Source organism: Limnobacter sp., from assembly GCF_964228395.1.
In the GTDB taxonomy this organism is placed as follows: Bacteria; Pseudomonadota; Gammaproteobacteria; order Burkholderiales; family Burkholderiaceae_B; genus Limnobacter.
On sequence record NZ_CAXQZX010000089.1, the window covers coordinates 1 to 9142 of the forward strand.

Annotated in this window: 11 protein-coding genes and 1 pseudogene; 10 read left to right on the forward strand and 2 right to left on the reverse strand. The window is 55.3% G+C overall.

What is annotated here, in order from left to right; translation table 11 throughout:
- The 9 genes from ACEQU8_RS07245 to ACEQU8_RS07285 form a co-directional block, all read left to right on the forward strand.
- Positions 1-156: flagellin (locus tag ACEQU8_RS07245; protein WP_370262607.1), on the forward strand; the 156-nt coding region annotated here is incomplete at its 5' end.
- 292 nt (positions 157-448) lie between these two features.
- Positions 449-1315: a flagellin gene (locus tag ACEQU8_RS07250; RefSeq protein WP_370262595.1), complete on the forward strand. Its 867-nt coding sequence runs from the start codon at positions 449-451 to the stop codon at positions 1313-1315.
- Positions 1316-1491: 176 nt separating this feature from the next.
- Positions 1492-1839 carry a flagellar protein FlaG gene (locus ACEQU8_RS07255; RefSeq protein ID WP_370262596.1) on the forward strand — a complete coding sequence of 116 codons (348 nt, stop codon included), beginning with the start codon at positions 1492-1494 and terminating at the stop codon, positions 1837-1839.
- A gap of 28 nt (positions 1840-1867) precedes the next feature.
- Positions 1868-3520 (forward strand): flagellar filament capping protein FliD, encoded by a 1653-nt coding sequence (fliD, locus tag ACEQU8_RS07260; protein WP_370262597.1) that lies wholly within the window; start codon positions 1868-1870, stop codon positions 3518-3520.
- Between the two features lie 124 nt (positions 3521-3644).
- Positions 3645-4037: a flagellar export chaperone FliS gene (gene fliS / locus ACEQU8_RS07265; protein WP_370262598.1), complete on the forward strand. Its 393-nt coding sequence runs from the start codon at positions 3645-3647 to the stop codon at positions 4035-4037.
- A 28-nt stretch (positions 4038-4065) separates the two neighbouring features.
- Positions 4066-4413 carry a flagellar protein FliT gene (locus ACEQU8_RS07270; protein ID WP_370262600.1) on the forward strand — a complete coding sequence of 116 codons (348 nt, stop codon included), beginning with the start codon at positions 4066-4068 and terminating at the stop codon, positions 4411-4413.
- A gap of 32 nt (positions 4414-4445) precedes the next feature.
- Positions 4446-5729, forward strand: a complete 1284-nt coding sequence (locus ACEQU8_RS07275) for a flagellar hook-length control protein FliK (protein WP_370262601.1) — start codon at positions 4446-4448, stop codon at positions 5727-5729.
- Positions 5726-6004 carry an EscU/YscU/HrcU family type III secretion system export apparatus switch protein gene (locus ACEQU8_RS07280; RefSeq protein WP_370262602.1) on the forward strand — a complete coding sequence of 93 codons (279 nt, stop codon included), beginning with the start codon at positions 5726-5728 and terminating at the stop codon, positions 6002-6004. The genes ACEQU8_RS07275 and ACEQU8_RS07280 overlap by 4 nt, the downstream gene beginning before the upstream one ends.
- On the forward strand, positions 6001-6756 hold the full coding sequence (locus tag ACEQU8_RS07285) for a flagellar brake protein (RefSeq protein ID WP_370262603.1): 756 nt from the start codon (positions 6001-6003) through the stop codon (positions 6754-6756). The genes ACEQU8_RS07280 and ACEQU8_RS07285 overlap by 4 nt, the downstream gene beginning before the upstream one ends.
- A gap of 6 nt (positions 6757-6762) precedes the next feature.
- On the opposite strand, the gene ACEQU8_RS07290 is transcribed toward ACEQU8_RS07285, so the two are convergent.
- Both ACEQU8_RS07290 and ACEQU8_RS07295 read right to left on the reverse strand, forming a co-directional pair.
- Positions 6763-8304 (reverse strand): helicase HerA-like domain-containing protein, encoded by a 1542-nt coding sequence (locus ACEQU8_RS07290; protein WP_370262605.1) that lies wholly within the window; start codon positions 8302-8304, stop codon positions 6763-6765.
- Between the two features lie 59 nt (positions 8305-8363).
- Positions 8364-8696 carry a flagellar hook-basal body complex protein FliE gene (locus ACEQU8_RS07295; RefSeq protein ID WP_370262606.1) on the reverse strand — a complete coding sequence of 111 codons (333 nt, stop codon included), beginning with the start codon at positions 8694-8696 and terminating at the stop codon, positions 8364-8366.
- Positions 8697-8915: 219 nt separating this feature from the next.
- Between ACEQU8_RS07295 and ACEQU8_RS07300 the strand changes: the two are divergent.
- Positions 8916-9142, forward strand: a pseudogene (locus ACEQU8_RS07300) (hypothetical protein); the annotation flags it as partial.

Here is a 9142-nt window from a genome sequence, read left to right on the forward strand (position 1 = left end):
ACCAACCTGCAGGCCGCCCGTGGACGAATCATGGACGCCGACTTCGCCAAGGAAACCGCAGCGCTCACCCGCGCGCAGATCCTGCAGCAGGCCGGCACCGCCATGCTCGCTCAGGCCAACCAGCTGCCCAACAACGTGCTAAGCCTGTTGCAGTAAACACAAAAGGATTTGATTGCAAAGATTAACTGTGTAAAAAACCTCGGTGCGTGATGAACACCGACCTGTGAAGTAAAAACGAAAAGATTATCTCCGGAAAATTGGAGATAATCTTTTCGTTGTTTTTATAATCCATTAATAAACTTAAATTTTCTTCAATTCAAGCCTTAAGTTTTTAGCAAATTTCTCCGTTATGTGAGTTGTCAGTACCTAAAACTGAAAATGGGTCAAACACCCGACGAGGCGAAATTCCTAAAAGGAGTTTTGTCATTACAACCGCAAGGAGGTCCTCATGTTAGGAATCAACACAAACTCCCCCTCGCTTAATGCTCAAACCAATTTGAGTCGTTCTGCGGGTTCATTGGAAACATCGATTGCCCGTTTGTCTTCGGGTTTGCGTGTAAACAGCGCGAAAGACGACGCCGCTGGCCTGGCCATTGCAGAGCGCATGAATGCCCAAATCAAGGGCTTTGATGTGGCAGCACGCAATGCCAACGACGGCATTTCCCTCTTGCAAGTGGCCGACGGCGCCATGGGCAAGATCAGTGACAACCTGCAGCGCATGCGCGAGCTGGGTGTTCAAGCCAAGAACGGCACCCTGAACGCCACTGACCGCGCCAACCTGAACCGTGAATTCACGGAACTGGCCAACGAAGTGGGCCGCGTGGCAACAGGCACCACCGTCAACGGCAACAACGTGTTTGCCTCGGCCAACAAATCGGTCAGCTTGCAGATTGGTTCTGGCAACGCCACCGGCGACACGCTGGCGGTGAACCTGACCGACGACGGCACCTCGGGCGGCAACGACCTGCAAACCACCCTGGGCGGCGCAACACAGTCAGCCATTGCGACAGCCTTTGGCGCTGTGGACACCGTGGCCAACGCCACCACGGCGATTACCACCATTGATACCCAGATCAACAACATCACCAACCTGCGGGCTACCGCTGGTGCTGGCTTGAGCCGTCTGGACCAGGTGGTGTCGTCCCTGGAAACCACCAGTGCCAACCTGAGTTCTGCCCGTGGCCGAATCATGGACGCTGACTTCGCCAAGGAAACTGCCAACCTCACCCGGGTGCAGATCCTCCAGCAGGCCGGCACCGCCATGCTCGCACAGGCCAACCAGTTGCCCAACAACGTGTTAAGCCTGTTGCGTTAACAAGCAGTTGGTATAAAAAACCGCCCTGCCCCACCACAAATGGGAGCAGGGTGCAGAAGGCGCCCGGGGGGAAACACACTCACCGGGCCTTTATTGTTAAAGAAAGCAGCAAAACCCGCCGTTAATCCGATCATGAGGTGGTGTAATCCACGACTAGTATCACGAAGGTGGCCAAGATGAACATTTCAAATTTGGGCGATTTGGCAAGCACAACGCCAAAGCCACAGCAAACAAGCGGAGCAGCCCCTGCGCAAGCAGCCAAGGCGGTTGAGCCTGTGTTGGGCAACGAGGCCAGCTTAAGTGTTGGCGAGGTGTTGGAGGTGGTGCAAAAGGCCAATGCAGCCATGGCCAGCAACCAGTCCAACCTGCAATTTGTGGTTGACCCCGACAACGGAAGACCCATTGTAAAAATTGTGGACAAAGAAACCCAAGAGGTGTTGAAACAAATACCCTCGGTTGAAATGTTGAAAATCGCAAAAGCGATTGAAAAAATGCAAGGCGTGTTGATCTCCAAAGAGGCCTGACACGCACCAAAAAGAGGAGTAGAAGGCGATGGCATCGATCTCATCGGCAGGAATTGGGTCTGGTCTGGACATTGAAGGCATCATTGGCTCGCTGATGGCGGCCGAGCGCATCCCGCTGTCCAAAGTGAAGCAAGAACGCACGCAGATCAACACCAAAATTTCAATTTACGGTGTGATCAAAAGTTCTTTGTCGCAATTGCAAACTGCAGCCCAGAAGCTGACCAGCGTGAGCAACCTCAACCCGCTGAAGGCCACCTCCACCGACGACAAACTGATTTCTGCCACAGCGAGCAGCGCCAGTGCCAAGGGCACCTACAACATCTCCGTGAGCCAATTGGCCAAAGCCCAAAGCGTTGCCGCCCCCAGCGTGGCCAGCAACGACACAGCCATTGGCACGGGCAGCTTGACCATCACCCTGGGCAGCTACAACGCAGGCACCAACACATTCACAGACAACGCCAGCAAAACCCCAGTGACCATCAACATCGGACCTGGACAGCAAACCTTAGAAGGTATCAAACAGGCCATCAACGACGCCAATGTAGGCGTAAATGCATCAATCGTGAATGACGGCTCAGGGTCGCGCCTGGTGCTCACCAGCAAAGACACTGGCGAGGTGAATGGTTTTAAGCTAACGGCCACCGATGACGATGGCAACAACACCGACACCGCCGGTTTGTCGATGCTGGCCTTTGACCCCACAGCAACGGCTGGTGCGGGTAAAAACGCACAGTCGCTGCAAGTGGCACAAAACGCCAACTTCACCATCAACAACCTGGCGGTGACAAAAGCCAGTAACAATGTGACCGATGCCGTAGAAGGCTTGACCCTTAACCTGAAGAACGTCACCACCAGCCCGGTCACCGTGACCGTGGGTTTGGACAGTGACACCCTTCAAAAAACACTGAACGACTTTGTAACGGCTTACAATAAAATTCGTGGCAACTTAAAAGACCAGCAGGAAAAAGACGCCACCTTGTCGCGTGAAACCACGCCCGCCTCGCTGGAGCGGCAAATGCGCAGCATATTGCGCGAGACCGTGGCTCAATATGGCGTTGGCTTATCTGATGTGGGGCTAAACTTTGACAAAGACGGCGTGTTGTCTTTGAACAAAACCAAGCTCGATGAGGCTTTGGTGAAAGACCCCGCCATGCTCGAGAAGATTTTTTCGAATACGGCCACCACCAGCGACTCCCGGGTGAAATACCTGGGCTCCACCAGCAAAACGGTGGAGGGCACCTACGCCATCAACATCTCAACAGCCTACGACGGCACCAACACCATTGCGGGCACCATCAATGGCGTGAACGGGGTGGGCGTTGCCAATACCCTGCGCGGCCCCAGTGGGGACCCCTCTGAAGGGTTGGAATTCAGTGTAGCTCAAGGCGCCAGTGGAAACATGGGCACCATCACATTCAGCAAAGGATTGGCGAAGCGCTTGGACGAGTGGATCGGCATGCTTTCTGAAGAAGGCGGCGCACTGGCATCCCGTACCGAAGGCCTGAACAGCCGTTTAAAGCGCTTAGACGACCAAGAGGGACGCATCAACCTGCGACTTGAACAGGTCGAAAAACGCTACCGTGCGCAATTTACTGCGCTAGACACCATGCTGGCCAGCATGCAACAAACCAGTTCATACCTGAGCCGCCAACTGGCCGCGCTCAACCAGAACAACCGCTAAAGCGAGGCCCAGCCATGGCTCCATGCGCAGAACAATGCAGCAAAAACCCTGCTTATATGCGCATAGGCCAAGGCCCGACGGCCTTAGACTTTGATCAAGACAAACGATTTCAGCGATAACGACCATGATGTTTGGAGCCAAAGCGTACGCCCAGGTGGGTCTGGAAACAGGAATCAACAGTGCCTCCCCCCACGGCCTGATCGTGATGCTTTACGACGGCGCCATTGAAGCCATCCGCAAAGCGAAGCTGTACATGGACATGCGCGACATCGAGATGAAAGCCAAATCCATCGACAAAGCCTTGCGCATTATTCGGGATGGGCTGTCTGCCGCAATCGACGTGAAAGCAGGCGGAAACCTGGCCGAACAATTGCTGGCTTTGTACGACTATATTTGCAAAGAGTTGGTACTGGCCAACTCGCAAAATAACCCTGAGCGCATGGACAATTGCATGAGCTTGCTGGAAGACCTGCGCGACGCTTGGCTAGAAATTGGCAACGGCGCCGCAGACCGATAACAACAATAGGGAAGGAATGCACACCACCATGATATTCGGGAACGACAACAACGGACTGGTCATGAAGCTGTACGCTGCTATTGCCAACCAAAGCCAGGCCATGCTGGAATCAGCCAAGGCTGGCGATTGGGACGCCCTGTGTGCCGCCGAAGAAAAATGCTCCAAGTTGATTGCAGAGCTGCAGATGGTCAAGGAAGGCCAGCAAATCGAACTGAACGAGACAGAGCGCAGCCAGCACATCAGCTACCTGAAGAAGATTCTTGCCGATGATGCGGCCATCCGTGACATCACCGAGCCCCGCCTGAAACAGCTGGAAGAGTTTTTGCGCACGGCCAGCAATTCCCAGCGGTTGAGCAACTCTTACGGGTCCAACTAACCCCGCAAGATTAGCCTCATTGGGTGTGAAAGATGGCGCTTACTCCGGTCAAACCCTCCTCACCCAACATCAATTCTGTACTACAAGCCAACCCGGGCGACAAAGTCAGCTCGGGCAAGGGCGAAATTGCCCCCGTGGTGGCGGTGCTATCCCGTCAACTGCCCCTTCCGCAAGCCCAGCAACTGGCGGGGCAAACCGCCATGGTTCGGGTGGTCAAAAGCGGGCCCGGCAACGAAGCCGAGCTGGAATTCAACGGCCAGAACCTGCAAGTCAAGCTGCCCCAAGGGCGCACCCTCACCGCAGGCGAAATGGTGACCGTGGCTTTCGCCCTCACCGACAAAGCCGATGCACTCACGGCGGGTAACGCTCAAGGTGGCAAGCGCGTGCAAGACACGCGCAACAACCTGATCACCACCCTGCCCCAAGCCAACGATGAAGAAGTACAAGAATCCCCGAGCTTTGTGGACAAACTGTCCACCCCAGCGCGCTTGATTGGATTTTTAGAAAAACTGGGCCAGGGCAAACCCACCACCTTACCCACGCCGATGGCCGCCACCTTCAAACAACTGGCCGCTCAAGTGCAAGTTCAAAACCAATTGACCATGTTAGGCACCAATGCTCAAACAGAGATTCTTAATGCAGCCACCCCTGGTCTGGATGCCCCGGAGCAAGCAGATCCCGGCAACAAACCGTTGACGCAAACCGCGCTGGCCCAAGCCTTGGGCAAACCGCAAACCTTGTCCACCGCGCTGGCGCAGCAGGTGAGTGCTGCGGTTGAAAAAAGCGGCCTGTTTTATGAGTCGCATTTGCAACAGTGGGTGAGTGGGCAACGCAGCACCGAGCAACTGGCCCAAGAGCCTCAAGCGCGTTTTGGTGCAGAACAGGTGATTGGCGACAAAGGGCTGGACCCAGCGGCCTTGAACCAATCGGCCAAGCTGGTCACTGCGCAACTGGCCACACTGGACAGCTCAAAAATCGCCCTGTCGCTTCAAGGCCTGATGGGGCAGCCCATCGACATTGAAATCGAACCCGATCACCAGCAAGACGAGCCCGACACACCGGAGGCACAAACCGAAGCCGCACGCCCCTGGGTTGCCAGGTTGAAGCTGGACATGCCATATTTGGGTGAACTGCAAGTGCGTGTCCGCATGGTAGGGTCTCATTGTGATGTCCAAATTGAAGCGAGCCCCCATGGAAAACAAGCCCTGGACCCACACTGGCAAAGTTTTCAACAAGCCATGAAACAACAGGGACTGGACTTGGTTCATGGCCAGGTGCGCCTGAAAGAGGCCGAACCGGGAGGGCGTAGCACATGAACAACAAAATGAGCCCACAACAAGCCGTCGCTTTGGCTTACCTTGAAAACTCTGGCGCTCCCCAAGTGGTGGCCAAGGGCAAGGGGCTAATTGCAGAACAAATCATCCAGAAGGCCAAAGAGTCGGGCGTGTTTGTACACGAAAGCCGAGAATTGGTCTCCCTGTTGATGAATGTTGACCTGGACCAACAAATTCCCTCTGGCCTTTACCAGGCCATCGCCGAATTGCTGGCCTGGGTATACCAAGTAGAAAACAGAGAACAGAGGGCACCATGAGTCCAAACACAGGCATCGCACCAGAACGAGACCCCAGGCTGCTTCGAGAATTTGCCTTGAGCGCCGAGCCGGCCGTGCACAAACTATTGCAAATCATTGCTGACGAAGAGCACGAAATTTACATCTACCCCGACGCCGTTGAGCCGCACTTTGTGACCGAAGTGCTGATGATGGACTGGGAAAACCACTGGATCTGGCTGGCCACCCCATATGACAAAAGCTTGAGCGCACCCTGCAATTCCAGCACGCCCTTTGTGGCTGTGGCTTTTCCAGAGGGCGTCAAGGTGCAGTTCAATGGTTTGGGCTTGACCAACCTTCCCTTCGAGGGCGTGCCCGCGCTGCGCATACAAATGCCCAAAACTTTGGTCCGCTTGCAACGGCGCAACTATTTCCGGGTGGTGGCCGATGAAGAAGTAAACCGACAGGTGAGTCTGATGGTGCCCGGGCTTCACCCGATTCACCATTTGGTGGACATCAGCTTGGCTGGTTGCTGCTTTACTGTAGAAGCACCAGAGGGTGTGTATTGCACGGGCCAGGCTTTGCCGGATGCCATGCTAGCCCTGCCCGATGGCGAACTGCCCATCCGCGTTAGCCTGGAGGTTCGCAATGTAAAACCACTGTCGGACCACCCAGAGCAAATTCAATTGGGCTGCGAAATGAAACCCGTGGAGCGAGGCGTGGAACGCCGTCTGCAGCGTTTTTTGCTGGCCACCGAGCGGCGCCAGCGTGCCATGTCGCATGCCATGGAGTAAAGCGACTTAGCGGCGGCGGCCACCGCCCAACATGGACCCCAGAATACCCCGTACAATCTCGCGGCCCACTTGCGAACCAATGGCACGGGCTGCGCTTTTGGCGGCACTTTCTGCCACGCTTTCGCGACGCCGAGCCCCACTGCCCCCCGACCCAAACAACATATCGCCCAAACTGCTCAAAGTGCTTTTTTCTTCAGCAGGTGCCGGTGCAGCCGTGCTGGGCGCGGTGGCTGTTGTTCCCTGCGCAGGTGCTGCTGCCGCAGCGCGGGCTTTTAACAGCTCAAAGGCAGACTCGCGGTCTTCCACCTGCTCATACACCCCGGCCACCAAGGAGTTTTGCAACAAGGCTTTACATTGCTCTGGCGTGGCTGGCCCAAACTGGCTGGCCGGTGGGTACACCCAGGCGCGCGCGGTTGGGCTGGGCGTACCCTTGGCATCCAAAAAGCTCACCAGGGCCTCACCCACACCCAGTTCTGTGATGGCGGCTTCGATGTTCAACCCCGCATTGGGTCGCATGGTCTCGGCGGCCACTTTCACTGCTTTTTGGTCCCGCGGCGTGAAGGCCCGCAAGGCATGTTGCACACGGTTGCCCAGTTGGCCCAGTACACTCTCGGGCACATCCAGCGGGTTTTGGGTCACAAAATACACGCCCACCCCTTTGGAGCGAATCAGGCGCACCACCAGTTCAACCTTTTCGATCAGGGGCTTGGGTGCATCGGCAAACAAAAGGTGAGCCTCATCAAAGAAAAACACCATGTTGGGTTTTTCAACATCGCCCACCTCGGGCAGGTTTTCAAACAACTCCGAGAGCAACCACAACAGGAACGTGGCATAAAGCTTGGGCGAATTCATCAGCTGATTCGCCGCCAAAATATTAATGACCCCGCGCCCGCGCCCATCGGTTTGCATCAAATCGGCAATGTTTAACATGGGCTCACCAAAAAACTGGTCAGCCCCCTGCCCTTCCAGAGCCAGCAAGCCGCGCTGAATGGCCCCCACCGAAGCCGAAGAAATATTGCCGTACTCGGTGGTGAATTGCTTGGCATTCTCGCCCACATGCTGAAGCATGGCGCGGAGGTCTTTGAGGTCAAGCAACAACATGCCATTGTCATCGGCAATTTTAAACACCAGATTCAACACCCCCTCCTGGGTGTCGTTCAAGCCCAGCAGGCGGCCCAATAGCAGCGGCCCCATGTCAGAAATGGTGGCACGCACAGGGTGGCCCTGCTTGCCAAACACATCCCACAGCGTGACTGGGCAACCTTCAAAATTGGGCATTGGAATACCGGTGGAAGCCAGCCGCGCTTCAAACTTGGGTGACGTTTTACCGGGCTGGGAAATGCCGGTGAGGTCGCCTTTGACATCGGCCATAAACACAGGCGTGCCAATTTTTGAAAACGCCTCGGCCAACACCTGCAAAGTGACTGTTTTGCCTGTGCCCGTGGCCCCTGTGATCAAACCATGCCGGTTGGCCAACTGCGGCAGCAAGCAGAGATCGGAAGGGTTTGCAGAGGTGTTGTCGCGAGCAATGGGGAAGGGAGCAATCATGGGCAAAACTCCAAGGCGAAGAATGATCTATGCCTTGGATTGTGCCACAGCAGCTTTGCTTACACCGGCATGTTCATGATGTCGTTGTAGGCTTGCAGAATTTTATTGCGGGCCTGCACCACCGCAGTGAATTGCAAAGAAGAAATATTGCTGGCAATCACGGTTTCTTCCACGCTGGCGGTGGGGTCGTCCATTTGCAAGCGCTTGCCAAGCTCGGCCGATTTTTCGGCTGACAAATTGGCCTGCTCCAAAGCTTGTGCAATGGCGTCGGCAAACGAGGCCTGCCCCACCGTTTTTGCTTTGTTGGCAAGCGGCGAGCCTGCCAAAGCATCGGTAACGGCGTTGCTGAGCAAGCCACCCACAGCACCCACGCCTGCCGGATTGTTAATCATTGCAAATGCTCCTGAGGAATTTTTTTCACCCCTCCTTTTTACCCCCAAGCCAGGCCTTGCGTTTGGGCAAACAGAGGGTGAATTGCCCTTTATTTTTTTACGGGCACCCTAAAGTTTTCAAAATAACCACCGTTAACCTGCCCTTTTTATCGATTTGCTATTGCACCCTGCCACGCACAATGCACAGGTAGAACAAACCATTGCGCAAGCAGGACATCCATGGCAGAGACACTCACGAGCCCCGAAGTGGTGGGGCCTGGCGGCAATAACCCGATCAGCAACATGCAACAGCGGTTTTCGCAGCTGCCACAAAAAAACAAAATCGGCATATTGGTTGGTGTGCCGCTGATGATCGCCATGATTGCCTCCATGTTGATGTGGGCCAACAGCACCAGCTACCGAGTGCTGTTCTCGGGGCTGAACGACCAGGATGGCGGCGCCATTGT

Excerpts from the sequence above, each read along its gene's own strand:
- ACEQU8_RS07250 (WP_370262595.1), top strand. The coding sequence starts at position 449 with ATGTTAGGAATCAACACAAACTCCCCCTCGCTTAATGCTCAAACCAAT.
- ACEQU8_RS07255 (WP_370262596.1), top strand. The coding sequence starts at position 1,492 with ATGAACATTTCAAATTTGGGCGATTTGGCAAGCACAACGCCAAAGCCA.
- fliD (WP_370262597.1), top strand. The coding sequence starts at position 1,868 with ATGGCATCGATCTCATCGGCAGGAATTGGGTCTGGTCTGGACATTGAA.
- fliS (WP_370262598.1), top strand. The coding sequence starts at position 3,645 with ATGATGTTTGGAGCCAAAGCGTACGCCCAGGTGGGTCTGGAAACAGGA.
- ACEQU8_RS07270 (WP_370262600.1), top strand. The coding sequence starts at position 4,066 with ATGATATTCGGGAACGACAACAACGGACTGGTCATGAAGCTGTACGCT.
- ACEQU8_RS07275 (WP_370262601.1), top strand. The coding sequence starts at position 4,446 with ATGGCGCTTACTCCGGTCAAACCCTCCTCACCCAACATCAATTCTGTA.
- ACEQU8_RS07280 (WP_370262602.1), top strand. The coding sequence starts at position 5,726 with ATGAACAACAAAATGAGCCCACAACAAGCCGTCGCTTTGGCTTACCTT.
- ACEQU8_RS07285 (WP_370262603.1), top strand. The coding sequence starts at position 6,001 with ATGAGTCCAAACACAGGCATCGCACCAGAACGAGACCCCAGGCTGCTT.
- ACEQU8_RS07290 (WP_370262605.1), bottom strand. The coding sequence starts at position 8,304 with ATGATTGCTCCCTTCCCCATTGCTCGCGACAACACCTCTGCAAACCCT.
- ACEQU8_RS07295 (WP_370262606.1), bottom strand. The coding sequence starts at position 8,696 with ATGATTAACAATCCGGCAGGCGTGGGTGCTGTGGGTGGCTTGCTCAGC.